The sequence below is a fragment of the Amycolatopsis sp. genome (genome assembly GCF_036008905.1).
GTDB lineage: Bacteria > Actinomycetota > Actinomycetes > Mycobacteriales > Pseudonocardiaceae > Amycolatopsis.
The window spans coordinates 34,482-55,364 of sequence record NZ_DASYMU010000144.1; the positions used below are offsets into that span (position 1 = coordinate 34,482).

The window sequence follows — 20,883 nt, forward strand, 5'->3', positions numbered from 1 at the left end:
CCTCTCACGTGGGCTCTTTGATTCGCGCGAGCATCCCCGCGAACGCGTCCTCGGTGATCACCGGGATGCCGTAGTCGCGGGCCTTGCGCCCCTTGCCCGACAACGTGTCCGGGTCCGCGGCGACCAGCAGTTTGACCGTCTTCGTGACCGCCGGATGCACCAGCAGCCCGGCGTTGACGGCTCGCTGCTCCCACTCCGGCCGCTCGCACCGCATCTCCCCGGTGAAGACCACCTTGTCGCCGGTGGCGAGCGCGAACCGGCGTACGACCGGCTCGGCGGGAGCGCTCCGGAGCGCCTTGTCCACGTCGGACTTCGCCAAGCCGAGCAGCACGGCGACCTCGCGGAGATCCGCCGGATCGGCGTCGGCACCGGCGAGTTGGCCGAGATACGACCGGTGGAGCGCGACGGCGGTGGTGCGCCCGATGCCGAGTTCCGCCGCGAGGGCGACGAGCGCGTCCGCCTCGGCGACGGAAATGTGCCGGTCCAGCATGGCGTGGTCGAGCAGCGCGAGGTATTTCGCGTGCTCGGTGGACACGGGATGCCTTTTGTTGTCCATTCTTTTGAGACTCAGTCGTTCAACAAAGTGTCCTTGTTGGGCGGCGTGTTCCCTGGCGACCCATTTCCCGCTGGGATGCACGAAATCCGGCCACGGATGTTCACCCGCCAACGCGAGTTCCTGCGCCCACAACGGTCCGCCCGGATCTTTGCGCAGATACGCGGCGAGCAGGTGTGCGGTGGCCAATGCGTCGGCGCTCGCGCGGTGCGCGTCGGAAATGGTGACCCCGATGGCCGCGCAACAATCCGCGAGACTGCGGCCCGCGCCGGGCAGGTATTTCGGCGCCAGCAGCATCGTGCACAGCCCGATATGCGGCCCGAGCGGCACGCGATAACCGTGTCGCGCGTACTCGGCGGCAAGGAAACCGCCGTCGAACCGCAGGTTGTGCGCGACCACGACCCGGCCGGCCAGCAGCGAAGCGAGCTCCTCGGCAACTCTGTCGAATGTCGGCGCGTACGACGTCTGTGCGGCGGTGACCCGGTGGATGCGCTGCGGGCCGAGGTCGCGCCGCGGGTTGACCAGGGTCTCCCACTGCCCGGTGATCTCGCCTGTCGGCGACACGTGCACTACGGCCAGCTCGACGATCCGGTGCTGCCTGTTGGGGTCGAGGCCGGTCGTCTCGAGGTCGACGACGGCATAGCCCAGCACGCAAGCTCCTCCGCGGTTCTACCCTTTCAACGCGCGTGCCAGCTTGCCGTATGCGACCACGTTGTCCGTGTATTGACGCGCCGCTTGGTCGAACTCGCCGCCACAGGTGATCAGCCGGAGTTCGGGTTCGGTGGTGTCGCCGTAGACCTTGTCCGTGGGGAAGGACGACTTCGGGTAGTGGTCGACGCGGTAGATCGTGAAGATCGCTGTCGTGCCGTCGGTGCGGTGGACGATCGCCTCCGCGCCGGCCTTGAGATCGCGCAGCCGCACGAAAACGCCGGGTACGCGGTGGTAATCGACGTGACCGGCGATGATCGACGGGCCGACTTCGCCCGGGGTCGGGGCCTGTGTGAACCAGCCCGCGGTGACGGCGTCGGGCGGCACTTCGAGCGAATCGTCCGGGTTGAGGCCGAGGTCCATCAGCTTGCCGGTGCGCACGCCGATCGACGGCACCTCAAGGGAAACCGGTTTCGACGCGGCCAGCGCGCCTTCGGCGGGCGTCGGGCCGGCCGGGGTGGTGGCTGGGGTCGTGGCCGACACGGCGGTGCTGGTCTGGGGTGCCGCCACGGGTTCCGCCGCCGGGGAAGGGAGCGCGACGATGATCGCGATCGTCGCCACCGCGGCTGTGGCGGCACCGATGGCCGCCACAGCCTGCTTGGAAATACGGGACATGGGTTCAGTGGCCCGCTCGGCGGCGGGCGACGAGCACGGTTCCGGCGGCGGCACCGACGAGCACCACACCACCGAGGGCGATGTACGCGCCGGAGTCGTCCGAGGAGCTGCCGCCACCGCCGGTCGCGACGCCGCCGACGGGCTTGACCTTCACCTGCGAGCCGCTGGGCTTCTTGGTGGTCGGCTTGGCCTTGGAAGTGCTGGGCGTGGGGTCCGCCGGAGTGGTGGTCGGCGTGGGCGACGGCTGGCTGACGGGCCGGTGCGGAAGGTTCTCGCAGGCGATGCCGTCATTGTCGGCGTCGAGACGATTCGGATCACCGGGCACGGCGTCGAACACGGCCTGCGCTTCCTCCTGATAGGTGAAGTCGCCACAGTCTTTGTCTTGGGCAATGGCCATCGGGGCGGCTGCGAACAACGCCCCGCAAACGATGGCCGACGTCAAAAGGGCACGACGAACTAGGGACATGAGACGCCTTTCGATAGGAGTGGTCGCGATTTACAGCGACGTGCACCCCTTATCGAGACACAACCAGCGGTGTTACAAATCAGACATAACGGAATCGGACGTCAATCCGCAAAAAGTGCTTCCGACCTCGCTAACCCTTCGCAACTTTAGGAATCGCAATGCGTGCGGCCCGCACTTCGGCAATCAACCGCGTCTTACGTTTGTGAGTTTCCACCAACTCGGCGAGATAGGAGCCGAATTCCTCGGCGACGTCGGCACGCTTGTGCAACGTCCGGAGTTTGCGGAGCTGTTTCGCGGCCTCGCGGTAGCACAGCGGATCTTTGTGCGCGATCAATTCGTCGACATGGATCTTGTACACCGGGATCACTTCGACGGGATGATCCACTTCCCGCAATTCGGCGAGTTGCAGCCGCAGTTCCAGCGATCCGCCGTAGCGCGTCGAAACGCGCCAAGCCTCGTCCGGCCGATCCTCGCTGAGCAGAATTCGGACGAGCTCGTCCGCGACGGCCACGTCACTGTCGGCGCGTTCCCGCAGCAAAGCCATTGCCGCCTTGCGTTGCGCGGGCCATTGGCCGCTCTCCGTGGCGGCCTCCTTCAAGGCCGAATAGGACTCCAGCGTCGGCTTCCGCTCGAATTCGGTGTGGCGCAAGGTAAGCGCCTCGTCCGTCTGACCGGCTTCCTGATAGGTCTCGGCGAGTTCGTCGACCACGGGCGCCCGCGCGGGTCCCTTGTCGTGCGTGAGTGCCCTTGCCGCATGCGCGATCGCCTCGCTGTGCCGCCCGGCGCCACGCAGAACGCGGACGATCTTCAGGCTGATGTCGAGACGCGGCGGCTTCGCGGAGAGGATGGCCACGAGCGCGTCGACGTCCCCGGAGATCTCGGCCAGCTCCTCCTGAAGCCGCGACGCGGTGCGATACCGGACGTCTTCCTCACCCTTGGCCAGCACTTTGTCCACAGTGGACTTGATACGCTGGATTCCCTTGTCGCCCAGCGCTTTGGCGAATTCGGCGAGATCGATCTCCAGCCCGTCGAACTCGACGGCCAGAATCCAGTCCGCCAGTTCCTCCGGGTTCGGCGGGTGTGCCGCGCAGGCACGCGCGTACAGCTCGATGCCACGGTCGAGCTCATCGGCGACCATCCCGGAGGCGTCGTCGACCTGTTCGAGCATGGCGATGATGTCGTCGACCGTGCGCCGGGCGAGCGGCGCGAGGTCCGCCCGGCTGCCCGCGTCCAGCAGCCGCTGCAGCGTGTCGAGCACCGAGCCGACCTTCGTGGCGTACTCGAAGTTGCCCCCGGTGACGGCGGCGTCCAGCAGCCGATGCGCCTCGGCGAGGTCGCCAGGGGCCGCCATGGCGCGTGCCTCGAGCGCTTGCCGTAACTCAGGGTCACGCTCGGCTTGTTGGTGCACCAGCTCGGCCAGCGTCTCCCGATCCAAGGAGCGCAGGTAGGGGCGCAGGTCCGTCGTCAAACTCACCTTGGCTATCTTGCCGCACGACGTCAGCCCCCCGTGTGGGCCAACTGCGTAGTCTTTTCGGCCTAATCCGCGACGCAGAGTAAACCGAGGTCACCGCTTGCGGATACCGGCCAGCACGGCCTCCATCAGCCGGATATCGGTGACGCGCAGCGTCGGCGGTGAGGCCTGGTGACGTGGCTCGGACACGAACACCACGGCGTTCGCCGCTTCCGTGCCGAGGCGCCGGGCCAGCCGGATCGCCAGGAAGCAGGCGAGTGCCGACAGGATCAAGATCGCCGCGGTACTGGACAGTGCGCCGGCCAAAGTGCGGCGGCCGCTTTCTTCCGCGAGTTGCGTCGCATACGCGCTCTGCTGCGCGGAGAGCGCTTCGAGTCCATCCGCGACATGCCGCGCGGACGCCCGCCAATCGCCTTCGTCCATCGGGGATCGGTCGCCTGCCACGAGGGCCCGCTCCGCCGAGCCCAGCCGGTACCAGGCGTCGCTTTGCACCAGCGCCGAATACAGCTCGCGCCCGCGATCGGTGAGTTTCCCCGCGGCCGCGGCCAGATTGGCGTGGTACGAACCGAAAGCCGCGACGAACGCGGACAGCTGGTCGGGGGTGAAGCCGGTCCCGCCCGCGGCCAACGCGTCGGTCCGGGACAGTCCGTCGACCGCGGTCAACAACTGCGCGGCGACCAGCTGCTGGTAGCCGACCTCGGCATCCGGCGCTTCCTGCGCGGAGCGCTGCAAACCCGCGATGGCGTTGTCGACGATCTTGTCGCGCGAGGAGTCGATACGCGGATGCCCGATGTCGATCCGGCGCCGTTCCTGCCGGACGGTGGTCACGAGATCGGTCACCGACGCCGTGGCCGAGGCCGCGCGGCCGGCGAACTCCTGGGCCTGATGTCCGTGGTGGACAAGGAATCCCCCGAGCGCGAGACCGACGATGGCCAAGGCCGCACTGGGCACGAGCGCGATCGTCCAAGCTCTGGCGCGGACGTCCGGATACTTCACGGCACCCCTTATCGGTCGTGGGACCCCGTTCCCGACTCCCGCCAACACTATGCAGTCTGCAATTTGCAGGTCAACGAGGATCCGCCATATGGCCGCTCGCACTACGTAATCAATGTCCGATTCAGGCCAACCTTTGGTCTAGACCTGGACGCAGTGTGGTGCGTCGCACACACTCGGTGGCAGCGCGCGCCCTCCTCCCCTTCCCCGTCTAAGCATGGAGAACAGATGGAACGCACAGTTCTTCTCCGTATAGGCGCCGCCGCCGTCCTTGCCCTGAGCTCGTTTTCCTGGGTGGGAACTGCCGCCGCGCAGGAGCTTTCCCCTGGCCTCGTGAGCGCCATGCAGCGCGATCTGGGCCTGTCCGCGAACCAGGCAGCCGTCCGCGTCACCCAAGAAGCGGCGGCCACGAAAACCGCGCCCGCCGCCGAAGCCGCCGCGGGTTCCGCGTTCGGCGGTGCCTGGTTCGACGCGAACAGCGGCAAACTCGTCGTCGGCCTCACCGACCAGAGCAAAGCCGATGCCGTCCGCGCTACCGGCGCCGAAACCACGGTGTCCACCGTGAGCGCGGCCGCCCTCGACTCCACGAAGACCACGATCGACTCCTACTCAAAGGCGAAAGCCGCCCCGGCCGCCATCAGTGGCTGGCGCGCCGACCCGAAGTCGGGCAGCGTCGTGATCACCGTGCGGCCCGGCGCGAAGAGCGCCGACGTCGACGCGTTCGTCAACCAGGCCAAGCAGGCCGGCCCGGTCACTGTCGAGGCAGGCGAGACCCCGCAGACCTTCGCCGCCGGAACCGTCGGCGGCGATCCGTACTACATCAACGGGAACACCCGCTGTTCCATCGGTTTCTCGGTGCACGGCGGCTTCGTCAGCGCCGGCCACTGCGGCGGCACGGGCAGCTCGGTCGTCGGCTGGGACGGCTCCGCGATGGGCAGCTTCGCGGGCTCTTCCTTCCCTAACAACGACTATTCGTTCATCCGGACCGGCAACGGCTGGTGGAACGCACCGGTCGTCCTCGGCTGGGGCACCGTGAGCGACTCGATCGTGCGCGGCTCCTGGGTCGCGCCCGTCGGGACGTCGGTGTGCCGCTCGGGCTCGACGACCCACTGGCACTGCGGGGTCGTGCAGGGCCAGAACGAAACCGTGAACTACGCCCAGGGCGCGGTGTACCAGATGACCGGCACCAGCGTCTGCGCCGAACCCGGTGACTCGGGCGGCTCGTTCATCACCGGCGACCAGGCGCAGGGCGTCACGTCCGGTGGGTACGGCAACTGCAGCGGCGGCGGCCGGACCTGGTTCCAGCCGGTCAACGAGATCCTGCAGGTCTACGGCTTGGGCCTGGTAACCGGCTAGTTTGTGACGCGCCCGGTACCCCCCGTGGGTGCCGGGCGCTACAACCTGCCCAGCTCGGCGAAGATCGTCTGCCGATCCTGCCCGTCGTCGAGCATCCGCTTCGCCACTTCCCAGAGCTCCGGCGGCTCGTTGTCCCACAGCCGCGCCGCCACCACCGGATCCGCCGAATCGTCGTCCCCCGGCCTCGCGAACCTGCGTCGCGCCAGCGTGTCGACGATCTCTGATTGGCTGGCGCCCGGCATCAGCCCCTGGAGATACGGCTGCATCGCGGGCATCAACCGCAACCGCGCCTTGACCAGGAACTGCCCGTCCGTGTCGCCGAGGCTCTCCTCGACCAGCCGCCGGGCCCGCCCCGGCGAGACCTCACGAAGCGTGTACCGCTCGCCCTCCGCCGCCCGGGCCTGCAACCCGGCGAGCAGCAACTCGGGCTCCTGCGCCACGTCCACCGAGCCACCCGACGCCACCACCGCGTGCCGCACCCCGGCCCGCTCGAACATCACGACGGTGATCGTTGCCTTGCTCTGCGCGTCGGAGAACTCCCAGCACTCCCCCAAGCTCACCCGCGCCCCGACCCACTCGGGCTCGGCGACCCCAGCCTCCGCCAGCCGATCCGCGACCACCCGCGCTTCGCCGGTCCCGACGGCTTCGAGCGCGCGCAGGAACGCGAGCGACACCGGATCCGCTTTGCCCCCGGCGTACTCGATCACCTGCTCCGCCGCCAATACCTCCAGTGTCCCGGCCACGCTGACCTCGGCCAGCAACGGATCCGACACCCCGCCAAAGGCCTCGAACCCGCGCAACACGTCCTCGAAGACGTTGCGCTGCGGACGTCCAGACTTGCTCTTCTTCTTGCGACCTCGGCTCACTGGACTCACCGCGTCATCGTCCCAAACCGCCACGACATACTGGCCGAGTGACCCTCGAAGAGCTGATCCAGCGCCTGCGCGACTTCGCCGCCGCCCGCGACTGGGAGTCGTTCCACACCCCGAAGAACCTGGTCATGGCCCTGTCCGGCGAGGTCGGCGAGCTGATTTCGCTGTTCCAATGGCTGACCCCGGAACAGTGCGCCGCCTGGCGCGAAGACGGCACCCTGGAGGCGAACGTCCTCGACGAGATCGCCGACGTGATGCTGTACCTGGTGCGGCTGTCGGACGTGCTGGGGCTGGACCTGCTGGCCGCGGCCAACGCGAAGATCGACCGGAACGAACACCGGTTCCCGCGGCTGACCAACCAAGGCGCCATCAACCGAGAGCCGTAACTGGACTGCCGTTCATATGCCGTTGTCGCTGCTCAGGGCGTTCACTCGGACTCACTAGTCACCGGTTGGCCGATACACGAATCACGCTGTGCAAGTGATACTCGACGGCGTGAACTACATCGCCGAAACGTCCTTCGGCGCGAGCATCGGTCCTGAGGCGCTGAGCCAACTACGAGCAGCCGGAACGCGCAAGAGGTTCAAGCCCGGAGATTTGCTCTTCATGGAGGGCGAACCGGACGGCAACGTACTCCTGGTCGAATCCGGAATCGTGAACGTCTTCGTCACGGCTGAGCAGGGCAAGGAACTCATCCTCGGCATTTACGGCAAAGGTGAGTTGCTGTGTGAGATGAGCGCGCTGGGGCGGGAGCCCAAGTCTGCAAGTGGACGGGCACGTCGAGGCGGCTGCGTCACGGAGATCCGTGGTGATGCCTTCCGGGCATTTGTCGGGCGAACGCCGGCCGCGATGACGCACGTGCTGAGCATCGTCCAACTCAGGCTGCGACGCGCCGATCAAGCTCGACTGTCCTATCTATCCGACGACGTAAGTGTCCGCGTGGGGCGCACCTTGCTCGACTGGGGAGCCAAGTATGGCGATAAACACGCCGACGGAAGCATCAAGATCCACAACTTTACCCGCAAGGAGCTCGCACAGAGCGTCGCGGCCTCGGAGAAGACTGTCGACGACGTACTGACCAGCGTGAGTAACGCAGGTCTGCTCAAGACAGGTCGCCAACTGTTCCATCTTGTCGATCCCGGACGCTTGAGCAGCTGGATACTCGAGAAATCTCGTCGCTGAGCTGTCTACCGGATTTCCGGGTGTGCGACGCAACGAAAAACCCAACACTCTCCCCAAAATGATCCAACGGGGAGAGGAATTCAGGCATGAATCAGATGCCGACTACCAAGGCCATGTTCGGCTACGACGTGATCGGCTCGTCAGCCAACGACGACGACAAACTCGACGAAGTACGCGCTTACGCGGCCAAATACGTCACTGAGGCGCTCGATCTGGCCAAAGTCGAAGTGAACGACAGGACCAACTACTCACCGACCGGCGACGGTGCACTGGCCTGCTATCCGGAGACAAGCCTGCCGCAGTTGATCGACGCGACCTACCACCTCGACGGGAAGTTGCACGGTCACAACCGCAGGTACCTGCCTCCGGTGCGCCTACGCGTATCGATTCATACCGGTCCTGTACGCATCTCCGACGAAGAAACCTTTCAACGGCGGACGATCGAACTTGCCCGCGGTCTCGACGCGAGCACATTCAAGGAGATCGTCCGCAGGATGGACCGATTCGCACCGTCGACCGTCGCGGTGATCCTTTCCGATCAGGCTTACCGTGTCGCAGTGCTGGGCGGCTACACCGAACGCCTTCGGTCGCACAACTTCGGCGACGTGGAAATCGCCAACAAGGAGTTCAACGAACGGTGCTGGGTCCACGTGCCGGGGATCGACCGTGAGCGGGTCAGGGAGTTGTCCCACCCTGACCCTGTGATCGACAAACCCACAGGCGCACGACCGACGCCACCGTCGACGCCGGGCTATTTCCAAGGAAACTCGGTCGGCGGCGACAACTCGGGTTCGATGGTAGCCCGGTTCGGAGAGTCGGATCGTCGACCATGACTGAGCCCGAGCGACCTGATTTTCAAGGAAATAACGCAGGCCGAGACAACAACGGCGAAATGATTAGCCATGTCGAAAATATGTGGGTCTCAGACAAAGAGATAAGAATATACAGTGATCGTCCCGTTCCGGATAGGATGCGCAATGATGCGATGTACGCTTTCGCACCTCCAGGAGATTTTAACAAAGCTTCACTGATATTCACGAAATTCAACTTACTAATTCTTTGCGGACCCGGCTCAGGACGAACACTCGCAGCGGTTCGTTTACTTATAGACAAGAGAGTGGATCATCTTCAGATTCTCGACTTCTCCAGACCGATCGACAAAATTCTGCCCGAAGAGGTAGTCCCGAAGACTGGCTATCTATGGGATCGAATTTCCAGTCCAAGACTCAAGGAAATGAGCAACAGCGACCTGGATCAGCTGGATGATTCCTTAAGAAAGAGCGAAGCATTTCTCGTCGTGACGGCCGAAAATCGAGACGTACTTCGAGGATCGACTCAGCCATATTCCGTGGAGCTCTTCGCACCTTCGACAGAAGCCGTGGCACGAGCACATCTCGCTGCAGATCCCACCAATCAAAGGAGCGAAGACTTACTGAACAAAATCGACATGAAGCAGACTCTATTGGACTATACCGCACCACAACGAGGAGCTCAAGTGGCCAAGCTCCTCCTGAAGGTCGGCAACGGATACGAATTCGCCGATATCAAGGCAGATCTACAACAGAGGGCAGACGACGATGTAGAAGAGTGGTTCAGCACAATTGAAGACATCACAGTGCGGGCACTGGCCATCGCGATCGCGTTTTTGGAGTTCAGTTCTTATGGAAGGGTTTCAGAAGCCGCAAAAATGCTTGAGGATATCCTCGATAATCCGGAAAACGGAGACATCTGGCCGTATGATCCACCCAACTTTTTCGAGTACACCCGAACGGATCGACTGAACCTTGCTACCGCAAAACTAAAAGTAAACGAAGACTTGAACGAGGGTCGCATCGACCCAGAACTGGTGCTGTTCACGAGACCGACCTGGGGAGAAAGACTTCTGCGCTACACCTGGAAAGAATACGAACGAATTAGACCAATCTTGCAAACATGGCTCAGCGACTTGGCGGAACAAGATATCATCACAAGAGAAAGTCGCGACAGGGCAATGACGCGATTCGGCGCGCTGCTTGCCGATTCCGCCGAGATCGACACGATTGATTGGGTACGAGACTGGGCAAGAAGCGACTCTTTTAACCGCCAGTCAATGGCCGCAATGACACTGAACGGATTAACCAAAAATAAAGCTTTTCTGCCACAGGTTCGCGCATATTTGATAGCCTGGAGCAGGCCAACACACCCCCTCACCTTGCGAACAACTGCAGCGTTGATCTGCCAAGGAAAATTCGCCGAAGAGGATCCCGTCTTTGTTCTCAGCCAAGTGCGCAAACTAGCAAAAAATCCTGACGTTGTTCTTAAAGGGCAGCTCTCGAAAATTATTCGAACCTTAATTAAGGAACCACGAAATCGCTCCCTGGTCTGGGATTTTCTCGTAGAACTGATCAAAACCGGTTCACCGACAGCTCAACGAATCGCGCGAGACAGCGCGATCGACACCCTCGGTAATCAAGGCCTCCCCCTAGAGCTTGACGAAGGCGAACAGGAGTTGTTCCGAGCACTGATCGCGGCACTCGTCCTGGATCAGGCTAAGCAAGTCCGAGTGATCGACAAGCTCGTCGAATGGGCACGACGAGCCGAAACAGACCCCAAGGCTGACGCAGGATTGACTGCGCTCCTCCGCACACTGCTCGCCAGTACCGATAGAAACTTTGTCAACCGTCTGAGCTTCTGCCTTCACAAGGCGATCGAGACTCGAACCGATGCGACCCCACTGGAAGAAATTCTGGTCAGAGCGTTTGAGGAGAACAATGAGTACTAACCACTCAGGCAGCAACATTTCGTGGCCGGTACGTCAACGTGCGGCACACGTGCGAGCGATCCTGCGCCATATGGCACGCAGAACCAACGACATCGCGCTTGTCGCCGAACGCCACGACGGCTTGTGGGCCAGCACCAGGATCGAGTTGGGTTCGACCAGGCAGGTTCAACGTCTGACCCTCAGCACCGCATTGGCGCGAGGCATCAAGCGGTTGTACGAGGTGGATGTTTCAGCGCGTCGACTGCGCTTCTCCAGTTTCTTCGAGACGGATGCCGAGGGCGCTGTCGTAGAAGGCGAGATCTTCGCACTATGGCGAGTCAGCGATCCCGTCGCGTTGCTCACCAGAGCGCGGTTCGATCATCTGACAGCGATCCGCGAGGCCGCTGAGGACATTTTGCGACCCATCATCAGTCGCGTAACCGTCGAGACGGTTGAAACTCTCGACGAGAAGGGAGACATCGCGCTCGCACCTTGGCGGCCACTGTCAGAGGGAGCTATCTCGTGGGGCGAGGGAGAAGCCCTGTTCCGTCTCACCGGGCTGGGAGCGTTACATCGACATTCCCTCGAATCCATCCGCCGAGCCCGAATCGTCGACCGGGAACAGCGGAGTATGGATGAAGAACGAATCAACTTCTACGCAGACGTGATCCAGTCGGGCCATGTGAACCTGCTGGCCATGATGCTGAGCAACAACAAAGCAGACGTCGAGAAAGTCTTGAATTACGTCCGGACCAACGAGATCCCCATCGGACGGGCGGCGTTGAGCAGCGAGGATCCGCTTCGCCATGCCGTGAATCAAATGATGAATGAAGCCGATGACTTCGCCAGGCAGGACATGCGCCAGTCACTCCTGAACTCATGGCAGACGCACTTTAGCGATAACAGGATGGATCAACTGCGCGATGCATTGGGCAAGCGCCGACCCACCGGCGAATCCTAAGTAGCTGACGACGACAGCCGACGCTGAGGAATCTACGGTGCTCAGCCGTGGATGGTGTCCTGTTGGTCCGGGATGACCGAGCCGTTGTCACGCAGCACCGGCCCGGTTGAGCCATCGGCGTTCTCGTACGCCGCGGTCGAGCACGGGTAGGAGCGGTTCAGCTTGGGCAGTGGCTGGATGAACATCGGATTGACCACCCACTTGCCGTCCGCGTTGTCGTAGGCGTGGCACATCAACTCGTCCTTGTTGCGGTTGAGCGCGATGTGCACGCCGGTCGCGTCCTTCAGCATGGTGACCTCAGTGGTCGCGTCACCGCCGGAGAGTGCCTGCCGCTTGGACGCAGGAGCGGCTTCGAGCTGCGAGGCACCCTTGATACCGAAGATCTTCTTGTTGATGAAGCACCGTTTGCCGTCGATGTAGGTCATGATCGCGTCCGCGCCGTCGGGGATGCCGCCGCAGCCTTCGAGATGGCCAATGATACGGCCGCGCGTGATCAGCGACTCGATCCCGAGCGTGCGGCTCGGCGGATCCCCCCATCTCAGAGCCCCAGACGTCCGCGAACTCCTTGGGCGACGCCGACACGACCCAGGTGTCGAAGCCAGCGCGGTTCAGCGTCGCGATGAGATCCTTGATCTCCGCGTAGTAGCGAATCCACGCCGTCTCGGTGCTGGAGCCGACCCGCTGAGTCGCCCCGACCAGCGTTGAACTGCGCGACCCACGAGTAGCTGGCCTCGGTCTGGCGCTGGTTGTACCCCGCGAAAACATCTTCGCCGCCCGTGGTCTTGGCCGTCTTCCGGACTGACAGAAGCTCCGACTGGTCCCAGAAAATTAGGAGAACACACCCGATTGTGCCCGCTGGATCACCGCTTCGGTGCCCAATTCAGCACGGGCAGCAGGGTTCTCGACGTAGAACTTCAGAAGCCAGTACAGGAGGTTCGGGTCGATCGCCATCGACAGGCAGTTGACCTCGATCATCGGCGCGGGAGGCAGTTTGTCAACCTTCCAGAACTTGACGATCTGCCGCCGCTCCCATGGCGCGTTCGAGTACGCGATGACCAAAACGTACGGGCGCCCGTTGTAGACAGCCTTGACTCCGGCGAAGCTCTCCCACGGCAGGAACGACGAAAAGGCCCAACCCCGCTGGTGGATGCCTTCTTGGGACAACACCAACTTGCCTCGGCGTAACCGTCCAGCCGCGACCAAAACCGGGAGGCTTGCCAGGCCCAATCCGATCAATCCGAAAACGATCGCCGCCGCCTGCGGAGCCGTGACGTCGCCGCGGGGGATGCTGAGATAGAAGTCGAAAGCAGCGAGCAGGAAGACAGCGGCGAGGAGCGCGATCAGAACGACCTGGGCCCAGAACGCGAACACCGAGTACCGGACCTCAGTGCCAGGCTTGCCGTCGACCCGTACTGTCCTGATGTCACCGCCATGCCGGAATTTCGTGCGGTAGCCGAGTACGGCGGTGAGCAAGAGGATGGCGGCGAACAGCAGGGCGTACTTCAAGCCGCCTGGTTTTCCGATGGCGACGAACCCGAATCCAATCGGAATCGAGACGACACCGAGCAGCACGGCGAGGACCACCGCGGAGTAGTCCTTCAAACCACCTCGGCTGGGCCACTCCGCAGGCCGCGGCAAAGTCGGCACGACGCCTATAGCCCGAGACGGGTTCGTTCGGCTTCCATGACCCGCTGTTCCAGGCCTTCCGGCCGGTGCTCGGCGGGGTCCATCGCGCGGCCGTCCACGTGCTTGGCGTCGCTCTTGCGCGCGAACTCGTCGAACAGCAGGGTTTTGCCCTCTTGGATCTCGCGGATGCGTTCGTCGACGCTGTCCTTGGCGAGCAGGCGGTGTACCTGGACCTTGCGGGTCTGGCCCATCCGGTGTGAGCGGGCGATGGCCTGTTCTTCCGTGCTCGGTTTCCATTGCGGCTCGGCCAGGATGACCACGGACGCGGCCTGCACGTTCAGGCCGACGCCGCCTGCCTCGATCTGGCTGAGCAGCACCGCGTGGCCTTGGTGACTCGTGAACGTGTTGATCAGGTTCTGCCGTGCGGCAGGCGCGACAGAGCCGTTGATCTGGCCGACGACCGCTTCGCCGATTCGTTCGCTGATCGTGTTCAGCACGCCGAGGAAGTTGGAGAACACCAACACCTTCAGGCCGTCCTGACCCGCTTCGGTGACGATTTCGTGCAGCCGCTCCAGTTTCGTGGACTGCTCGGACGCGAAGGCGGCTTGCCGCACCTTCATCAGGTTGCCCGACTCGACCGCCCGGCGATATTCGACGTAGTCCCGAGGGCTCAGTTGGACCCAGTCTTCGACTTCGATCTTGTCCGGCAGTTCCCGAAGCACGTCCTCCTGGTTGCGCCGGAGATAGACCGACGCGACCACGCGGCGAAACGCCGTGGCGCCGACCAGCGCGTCGCTCGCGACCACCCGCCCGGTCAGTTGGGGCTGGAGATAGCCGACCAGGTTCCGGAATTCGCCGACCCGGTTTTCCATCGGGGTACCGGTGAGGAACAGCACCCGCGGCGCCTGGTCGGTCAGGGACTTGACCACCTGGGACCGTTTCGCCCCAGGGTTTTTGACGTAGTGGGCCTCGTCGACGATGACGCACGTGGGCGCGGCCAGGCTGAGTTTGGCGACCGTGCCGAAGGTCGTCACCGCGATTCCGCCGTCGCGATTCCACCGAGCCGCGGCGGCATCGCGGTCTGTGCCGTGCAGGCTGTGTGCGGCGAGCTTGGTGTGCTTGGCGATCTCGTTGAGCCAGTTGATCTGCACGCTCGCGGGGCACACCACGAGAAACCGGTTCTGCCCGTTCGCCGCCAGATGTGTCAGGACCGCGAGCGCTTGGACTGTCTTGCCCAGCCCCATTTCGTCGCCGAGGATCGACCGCCGCTGATGGATCGCGTACTGCGCACCGAAAACCTGGTAGCCCCGCAGAGTCGCGGTCAGCAGGCTGGTGTCGAGCGGGGTCTCGGAGATCTTCTTCCGCAGGTCTTCGGAGACAAACCCTTGGACCGCTTCCTTGTCCTTGCTTTCCCCGGCGCCACCGACCGTCGACAGCAGTGCGTTGAAAGTCGCGGCATCAGTGCGGTAGTCCTGCCAGAGCCGCTCCGACCGATAGCTCGCCGGGTCCGCGGCCTTCGTGCCTTGTTCCAGGATCTTCCGCAGCGATCCGGTCTGCGCGAGGATCGCGTCGAGCCTGGCCAGCGCCGACAACGCGGCCCGCTTCTTCGCCCGCCCGGCGAACGTCATCGACCACCGGCTGCCCGCCCGCTTGGCGTCGTCGAGCAGCGGGGTCACCTCGGCGTCGAGCCGCTCGAGCGGTTCCCTGATCGACGAGGTGACGCTGTCCGCCTGCTTGATGGCACTGAGGATGGCGAGCAGTTCGGCCTGACCTGAAGACCGGCGATCGGCGTCGAATCGGACCTGCGTATCGGCGGCTACCCGTTGCCGCAGCGCCTCGGCGGCCGTCGCGATCTGCTGGGCACTGGACGGTCCGACACCGGGAATCGCCAGCAACTGCGTCAACGTCGTCGACGCCACGGCATCGACAGTGGTGTAACCGGCGGTTTCGAGCTGGCCCAGCCGGGCGCCTCTGCCCATGACCTCACGCAGGGACGACACCGGCATGGCCCGAAGGCGCAGCCTGACCTGGCTGTCGGTCAGTCCCGCCGTCCGCTCGCGAGCCAGTTCGCGCAGCTGCGCGGGCGCGGCCATCAACGCCTGCGCTCGCGCTCGCAGCATCGACAGGCTCGACATCGTGCGGCGTGCTTCGGCGCCGATCTTGGCTTTCGCGTCGGCAAGAGCCGATTCGTCGACCGTCAAAGTCCGTCCCTCAACTTCCCATTACCCAGCGAAGCACGCGCAACTGGTCAACTGGCGTCCGTTCGCGGCGAGGCGGTCGTTTTCACCCCTATCTTCCCGACATGCTCGCGGATCGCCCACTGACGATCGCCCCCGAACTGTCTCGTCACGCCCACGAGGTTGAGACAAAAGTCCGGCTGCTGGCGACGTCGCCACGCTCGCGCAGCCTGGCGGGGCTGGCTCGTTTTCTCCTTCGGTCAGAGGCCTTGGCGTCGTCCAAGATCGAAGGCCTTCAAGTGTCCGCACAGCACGTCGCCCTAGCCGAACTGGCTGACAACGATGCTTCGGTGACCAGGGGATTCACCAAGAACGCAGCGCTGGTCGCCAACAACATAGCCACGCTGAGGCAGGCAACCACGGCGTTGGCCGGCTCGACCGCCATCGGCGTCTCCAGCATCGACGGCCTGCACAAAGCGCTGCTTCCCGAAGACAAGTACCAGGGACTCCGCAAGGTCCAGAACTGGATTGGCGGCAACAACTGGAATCCGCTCGATGCCGAGTTCGTGCCGCCGCCCGTCGATCATGTGCAACCCTTGATGGACGATCTCTGCGCCTATCTGTGCGGTGGCGTCCATGCACCCCTTGTCCAAGCAGCGCTGGTTCACGCGCAGTTTGAGACCATCCACCCGTACGCGGACGGAAATGGCCGAGTCGGACGAGCACTCATTCACACAGTCCTGGTGAAGCGGGGGCTAACTCCGGCAGCCATCCTTCCCATCAGTATGGTCCTGTTGACGCGCTCTCAGGAGTACGTCGACGGGCTCACCGCGTATCGCTACCTGGGCTCATCCACCTCCTCGGACGCCCGCGACGGCGTATCAGCCTGGCTGGCTGCTTTTTTGGACGCCGTGTCCGTCGCGACCGAACAGGCCGATCAGTTCAGCCACGTCGTCGAAGAACTCACGGAGCAGTGGCACGACCGCCTGGCCGCCTACCGGCAGGGTCACAACATTCGCAGTCAACCTCGAGCGGACTCAGCACAGGCAAAGTTGCTGCTGGCGCTTCCCGAGATCCCTGTTCTGACCGCTCGTACTGCCGAAAACGCGGTCAGTGTGTCGTTCACGTCGGCCCGAGCAGCCTTGGAAGAACTGGCCGAGGCGAAGATACTCAGCCGCAAGCAGGTGGATCGAGGAACAACCGCCTACCTGGCCACCGAGGTCTTTGAGCTGCTCACGTTCGCCGAACGTGCCCTGGCCAGCGCTCACTGGGACACCCTCAAGTCAAAGCCCCTCCGCGCCGTGCCCGCCGGACCCCAGGGGTGACGAAGGCAGCGCAGATAGCTGATTTCCTTGCATCAATCAGACAGCGATTCAAGTTTAACACCATAAACTTGAATCGCTAGTGGCGCGACGACATGGTCGCGGCGGGGTCGTGGGAGGCGTACCAGCCGCCGAGCAGGCTGCCGAGGCCCAGGATGGCCATGAACAGGGCCGCACCGAAGCCGGAGCCGCCGAACTGGGCGATAACGGCGATGAACATCAGGAACAGGCCGACGCCCATGAGGCCGTGGCTCACCCAAAAGCGGGCGTCGCGAGCGGCGGGCACGAGTGGAGCGGGCGGCGGGACCGGGGCAACAGGCCGGAAGACCTCCGTCGGCTCGTCGAAGGGGACAACGTCCGGGGGTTCGACGAAGCCCAGCGCGACTTGGGCGGACTCGATGTCGAGGCTGGGGATGCCGAGTTCACGGGCGCGGGCCAGGCGGGGTTCGTTGGCGGGCACGGTGTGGTCGACGACCAGGTGTGTGACCGAAGCGGTGAGTTTCTTGGCGAGCTGGATTCCAGAGCTGAGGACCGCCGCCCGTAGTTCGTCGGCGTAGGCGGTGTGGCCGAGGACGAGGACCCGGGTCGACGCCGGGCGGGCGGGGGCGTTGGTGGCTCGCAGGTCGTGGGCCACTTCGGGGACACCGAGGGCGTCGGCGACCCGGCGGACGTCGCTTTCTTCGTCGACGGTGACGATGCCGTCGTTTTCGGCGACGGCGCGCAGTGCCATGACGAAACCTTTGTGGACGCGCCGGACGTCGTCCTTCGACATGCCCGCTTTCGCGGCGAGCAACGCCAGGGCGTGTGACTCCTGTTCGGAGATCTTCCGGTCGGACAGGGCGTCGCTGAGCATTTCGAGGTAGGCGTCTTCGAGGGCGCCGACGCCGGCCGCCGGCATGCGGTCGACCAAGCCCGCCATCCAGCTGGTGGAGCCGGACGGGGCGGCCTCGGGGCGGGGAAGCGGGCGGCCGGTGTCGCGCAGGCGCGGCAGTTTGGGGAAACGCGGCTGGCTGGTGAGGCCGAAGCCGTGGGTCGTGACCAGCGTCGCCGCGATGCGGGCACACACTCGCGCGTCCGCCAAAGCGAGGTGGGCGGGGAAATCGGCGATACCCAATGCACCCGCGACCGTGGCGAGGCGGTAGTTCGGCAATCGCAGGGCCTGTTTCGCCGAGGCGAGCATGCAGATTCCGGGAAGTTGCGGCATACGGACACCGAGCCGCGCCAATTCCTCGGTGAGAAAACGACCTTCGAACGGCAAATTATGGGCGACGATCACGCTGTTTCGGCACAATTCGACGAAGTGGCCGAGTATTTCGTCAAGTGGTGGCGCGGCGGCGATCTGGTCGGGCGTGAGATGGTGCATGCGAATATGTCCGGCATCGACCTCACCGCTCGGTCTGACCAGTGTGGACAGCTCGCGCAGCACTGTTCCGTCCGCGCGGACCCGTACCGCGGCCAACTCGACGATATGCCCCGGGTACAGGCCGGAGGTCTTGAAGTCGATGGCGGTGAACTCGAGCGAGGCGGCGGACACCTGGCCGTCTCGGGACAGGGTCAGGGTGTCGAACAAGTCAGCCATGGTCGATGCATCGGATCGCCGTGAAAAACGTGACACCTCTGGCGCTTGCGCGGCCCATTCGACTCACGTTCGTGGCCAGTCCGTGATTTACCAAATAAACTCTATAGCCCGAAAGAGTGATGAACGAAAATTCCTGTCTCCTGTCGGTAACACTGCGAAGCGACTTAGCGAGAAGGGTGCACAAGAGCGCCGTCCATGGCGCACCGAGCTTCGAGGAAGCACCCCATGAACGCTGTTCCCGCGTATCAGCCTGCCCAAAGACGGCGATTTCCGAAATGGCTGAAGATCACCTTGAGTGTGTTCGGGGTGCTGTTCGTCTTGGGTGCGATTTTCGGTAAGTCACCGGAGAAAACCCCGCAGCCGGTCGCGGCCGCGCCGACCTCGACCTCGGCGACGACGACGAGCACGACGACAACGGCTCCGCCGGTCGACACGTACACCGTGGTCGGTGTCGTGGACGGCAACACGGTCAAGGTGATCAGCGCCGGTCTCGAGAAAACCGTTCGGGTGCTGGGAATCCGGACCGCGCCGCAGAGCGGGCCCAGCTGTTTCTCGACCGAGACGATGGCGTGGGCCACGCAGATCCTGACCGGCCAGAAGGTCACGCTCCAGAACATGGCCGACCAGGCAGGCACCGTCCTCGCCTACGTGAAACTGGCGAACGGTGACGACTATTCGACTTCGGCGTTGAAGGCCGGATACGCCAAGTACTCGGTCGAAGGCGTACTCAGTTCAGCGGGCGCGGCACTCCAATCCGCCGAATCGTTGGCGAGCAACGCGGGTATCGGGCTCTGGGGTGAGCCGTGCAAGGGCAACATCGACGCCCCGGCGCAGGTCGACGTCCCGGCGGTCCCGGTCGAGCCTCCGCCTGCTCCCGTGCAGAAGTCGACCACGAAAGCCCCGGCGCCGCCGAAGACCACGACCAAAGCACCGCCCGCCCCTGACACCGGCAGCGCGTACTACGCGAACTGCGACGCGGTCAGAGCCGCAGGCAAGGACCCGATCCACGTGGGGCAACCCGGCTACAGTCGCAAGCTTGACCGCGATGGCGACGGCGTCGGCTGCGAGTAGCACTCCGACGCGTTACTCTGCGTCGCATGTCGCCGGTTTCTCGCACCCGTAAGCCCAAGAACAACAAGAAGAAAGCGGCCAGGCAACCAGACAAAGCGCGGCCGGGATGGTTCGACGAGGCGATCCCGGCCGCCCTCGACGGGGCTTCGGTGCTCATGGCGGCGAACGGGCCGCGTGAACTCGAGCAGGCGACGGCCGAGTTGCTGGGTGCTGAGCTGGCTTACCGACTCGAGCACGAGGCCGGAGGGCTGGCTTTCCACGAGTTCGCCGAAGACGTCGCGAGCGCCGCGACGGCTCGGATCAAGAAGGCCGCGGCCGATCAAGACGACACTTGGGAAGCTCCACTACGGCTTCTGCACGGGTTGAACGCGCTGGGCACGCCCACCATCGAGGCCGCGGCAAAAACCGGCATCACCCGCGCGGCCAAGTGGTTGCGCCGGGTGCCCGCGCAGGCACCCGAGTGGCTGGACCAGCGAGTCGTGGCCACCGGTGAGGTATGGAGGCTTCGTGACGTCTACGGGCATCGCGTCGCGGTGATCGCGGGTTTCGCTTATCCGAAACGTACAACCTCCGAGGTATTCCTGTTCGACCTGGACCTGTCCGGTATCCCGGCTTTCGCCGGAGCGGGTGTCTACGACGGCGTGGAGCAGGCTGCGGACGCTTGGCGGAAGACCGCGGGCGACGCGGAGCTGGTGCGCGTCGAAGACTCCGCGGAGCTGGAGGAGCTGGCGCAGTTCACCTACGACGAACGCACTGTCGTGGGTGACGAATCACGGAACCTGATGGACAACTTGTTCCGCGCCCGGCGCCGGGTTCAGGACCTGGACGTCGTGGTGAAGTTGCCACAAAGGCAATGGCTGTACGAGTTCAACACCGCCACCATGGCTGATCCGTTCATGAAGTGGCACGAAGACACCTACGGTTCCGTGCCGTTCCTGGAAGCGGTCGACGGCCTCGCCGAGGACTGGATGGAAGGCCACCTTCCCGAAACCTGGTTCGGCGTTTCGCCTGGCCGGGTTAGCGTCATCCTCGGCCTGATGACCGACTGGGTCGACGAAGACCAGGCGACCATCGAGGCGAAGTTGTTGCTGCCCAAATGGATTCGCTGGCTCGGCGAGAACTCGAAGCTCCCCGAAGACCTGATCGGGCCGATGGTCGCCTTGGCTGAGAAGGGTTACGTACCCGAGTAGC

19 protein-coding genes are annotated in these 20,883 nt (G+C 64.1%); 9 read left to right on the forward strand and 10 right to left on the reverse strand.

Going from position 1 to position 20,883, the window contains the following annotated elements; genetic code table 11:
• Positions 1–4 precede the first annotated feature (4 nt).
• The 5 genes from VGP60_RS25380 to VGP60_RS25400 all read right to left on the reverse strand — a co-directional run bounded on the left by VGP60_RS25380 (position 5) and on the right by VGP60_RS25400 (position 4,809).
• On the reverse strand, positions 5–1,204 hold the full coding sequence (locus VGP60_RS25380) for an exonuclease domain-containing protein (RefSeq protein ID WP_327550592.1): 1,200 nt from the start codon (positions 1,202–1,204) through the stop codon (positions 5–7).
• 18 nt (positions 1,205–1,222) lie between these two features.
• Positions 1,223–1,876, reverse strand: coding sequence for a class F sortase (locus VGP60_RS25385; protein WP_327550593.1), 654 nt, complete (start codon positions 1,874–1,876; stop codon positions 1,223–1,225).
• A gap of 4 nt (positions 1,877–1,880) precedes the next feature.
• On the reverse strand, positions 1,881–2,273 hold the full coding sequence (locus VGP60_RS25390; protein WP_414640403.1) for an excalibur calcium-binding domain-containing protein: 393 nt from the start codon (positions 2,271–2,273) through the stop codon (positions 1,881–1,883).
• 199 nt (positions 2,274–2,472) lie between these two features.
• Positions 2,473–3,816, reverse strand: a complete 1,344-nt coding sequence (locus VGP60_RS25395; protein ID WP_327550595.1) for a tetratricopeptide repeat protein — start codon at positions 3,814–3,816, stop codon at positions 2,473–2,475.
• Positions 3,817–3,906: 90 nt separating this feature from the next.
• On the reverse strand, positions 3,907–4,809 hold the full coding sequence (locus tag VGP60_RS25400) for a nitrate- and nitrite sensing domain-containing protein (protein WP_327550596.1): 903 nt from the start codon (positions 4,807–4,809) through the stop codon (positions 3,907–3,909).
• A 225-nt stretch (positions 4,810–5,034) separates the two neighbouring features.
• Here VGP60_RS25400 and VGP60_RS25405 point away from each other — a divergent pair, with 225 nt between their 5' ends.
• Positions 5,035–6,162: a S1 family peptidase gene (locus tag VGP60_RS25405; RefSeq protein ID WP_327550597.1), complete on the forward strand. Its 1,128-nt coding sequence runs from the start codon at positions 5,035–5,037 to the stop codon at positions 6,160–6,162.
• A 38-nt stretch (positions 6,163–6,200) separates the two neighbouring features.
• Here VGP60_RS25405 and VGP60_RS25410 read toward each other — a convergent pair whose 3' ends face one another.
• A complete protein-coding gene (locus VGP60_RS25410; protein WP_327550598.1) occupies positions 6,201–7,037 on the reverse strand; it encodes a hypothetical protein in 837 nt (278 codons plus the stop codon).
• A gap of 38 nt (positions 7,038–7,075) precedes the next feature.
• Between VGP60_RS25410 and VGP60_RS25415 the strand changes: the two genes are divergently transcribed.
• The 5 genes from VGP60_RS25415 to VGP60_RS25435 all read left to right on the forward strand — a co-directional run bounded on the left by VGP60_RS25415 (position 7,076) and on the right by VGP60_RS25435 (position 11,917).
• Complete coding sequence (locus tag VGP60_RS25415; RefSeq protein ID WP_327550599.1) at positions 7,076–7,420, forward strand: nucleotide pyrophosphohydrolase; 345 nt, start codon at positions 7,076–7,078, stop codon at positions 7,418–7,420.
• Positions 7,421–7,529: 109 nt separating this feature from the next.
• Complete coding sequence (locus VGP60_RS25420; protein ID WP_327550600.1) at positions 7,530–8,216, forward strand: Crp/Fnr family transcriptional regulator; 687 nt, start codon at positions 7,530–7,532, stop codon at positions 8,214–8,216.
• An 86-nt stretch (positions 8,217–8,302) separates the two neighbouring features.
• Complete coding sequence (locus VGP60_RS25425; RefSeq protein ID WP_327550601.1) at positions 8,303–9,049, forward strand: hypothetical protein; 747 nt, start codon at positions 8,303–8,305, stop codon at positions 9,047–9,049.
• Complete coding sequence (locus VGP60_RS25430) at positions 9,046–10,977, forward strand: hypothetical protein (protein WP_327550602.1); 1,932 nt, start codon at positions 9,046–9,048, stop codon at positions 10,975–10,977. Before VGP60_RS25425 ends, VGP60_RS25430 begins: the two co-directional genes overlap by 4 nt.
• A gap of 49 nt (positions 10,978–11,026) precedes the next feature.
• Entirely contained in the window at positions 11,027–11,917 is an 891-nt protein-coding gene (locus VGP60_RS25435) for an SPFH domain-containing protein (protein WP_327550603.1), read from the forward strand.
• A gap of 41 nt (positions 11,918–11,958) precedes the next feature.
• On the opposite strand, the gene VGP60_RS25440 is transcribed toward VGP60_RS25435, so the two are convergent.
• The 3 genes from VGP60_RS25440 to VGP60_RS25450 all read right to left on the reverse strand — a co-directional run bounded on the left by VGP60_RS25440 (position 11,959) and on the right by VGP60_RS25450 (position 15,744).
• On the reverse strand, positions 11,959–12,342 hold the full coding sequence (locus VGP60_RS25440; RefSeq protein WP_327550604.1) for a hypothetical protein: 384 nt from the start codon (positions 12,340–12,342) through the stop codon (positions 11,959–11,961).
• A 403-nt stretch (positions 12,343–12,745) separates the two neighbouring features.
• Entirely contained in the window at positions 12,746–13,519 is a 774-nt protein-coding gene (locus VGP60_RS25445; RefSeq protein ID WP_327550605.1) for a hypothetical protein, read from the reverse strand.
• 50 nt (positions 13,520–13,569) lie between these two features.
• On the reverse strand, positions 13,570–15,744 hold the full coding sequence (locus VGP60_RS25450) for a DEAD/DEAH box helicase (protein WP_327550606.1): 2,175 nt from the start codon (positions 15,742–15,744) through the stop codon (positions 13,570–13,572).
• Positions 15,745–15,845: 101 nt separating this feature from the next.
• Here VGP60_RS25450 and VGP60_RS25455 point away from each other — a divergent pair, with 101 nt between their 5' ends.
• On the forward strand, positions 15,846–17,045 hold the full coding sequence (locus VGP60_RS25455; protein ID WP_327550607.1) for a Fic family protein: 1,200 nt from the start codon (positions 15,846–15,848) through the stop codon (positions 17,043–17,045).
• Between the two features lie 76 nt (positions 17,046–17,121).
• Here the strand turns inward: VGP60_RS25455 and VGP60_RS25460 are convergent, their stop codons facing one another.
• Positions 17,122–18,621 (reverse strand): exonuclease domain-containing protein, encoded by a 1,500-nt coding sequence (locus VGP60_RS25460; RefSeq protein ID WP_327550608.1) that lies wholly within the window; start codon positions 18,619–18,621, stop codon positions 17,122–17,124.
• Positions 18,622–18,846: 225 nt separating this feature from the next.
• On the opposite strand from VGP60_RS25460, the gene VGP60_RS25465 reads away from it, so the two are divergent.
• A complete protein-coding gene (locus VGP60_RS25465) occupies positions 18,847–19,692 on the forward strand; it encodes a thermonuclease family protein (protein WP_327550609.1) in 846 nt (281 codons plus the stop codon).
• A gap of 26 nt (positions 19,693–19,718) precedes the next feature.
• A complete protein-coding gene (locus tag VGP60_RS25470; protein WP_327550610.1) occupies positions 19,719–20,882 on the forward strand; it encodes a hypothetical protein in 1,164 nt (387 codons plus the stop codon).
• The last annotated feature ends 1 nt before the right edge of the window (position 20,883 follow it).